The sequence below is a fragment of the Ligilactobacillus ubinensis genome, assembly GCF_024160875.1.
Lineage (GTDB): Bacteria > Bacillota > Bacilli > Lactobacillales > Lactobacillaceae > Ligilactobacillus > Ligilactobacillus ubinensis.
In genome coordinates, this window is the sequence record NZ_JAIULA010000054.1 from 1 (window position 1) to 619 (window position 619).

Annotated in this window: 1 pseudogene; it reads left to right on the top strand. The window is 28.8% G+C overall.

Annotated elements, in window-relative coordinates:
* Positions 1-619 (top strand): annotated as a pseudogene (locus LB941_RS12320) (hypothetical protein); the annotation flags it as partial.

The following is a 619-nucleotide window of genomic DNA, read 5'->3' on the forward strand; positions in this document are numbered from 1 at the left end:
CTATTAAGTATTATCGTGTTGAAAATGATATAGTTGGTTCAAAAAATATTGGAATTACAGTACTGCTTTTAGTTTTACTTGGAATTGTGTTTATGCTATCAGATAAGTATAGTTTCGTTTTTTTCTTTTCTATTTATGGAGTTATGTATTTTTTATCTATATATACACTAGCAGATATTGAAAATTATGAAGTTAAAGGTCATGATTTAGAAGGCTACTCCTATAAGTATCTAATTCTTTTCTGTGTGTTGTTTATACTAGTATTTCTTTTGAGATCTAGTCGTCTACTATTAAATACTCTTCAGTATGATTACTTTGTATACGGCGTATTCTTTTTTGTATTGTGTGTATTGGTACTAGTAGTATTTTCTAGAAATAGACCTCAAAGAAGAGTGTCTAGCGGTTTAAGTTATATGACGATACTTAATGGGGCATTAGGTAATTATCTTTTTTTGTTTAGTTCTTTGTATGCTGCGGGGTATTATGGACACAGTCAACTGATTGTAAAATTTTACTTGCCATATATTTTAGGAATAATGATAGCACCAAAAGTAGGTAGTTTATTAGGAGGGATAAATAAGAAATTTGCTTTAATTGGAATATTAAGTGGATTGACATT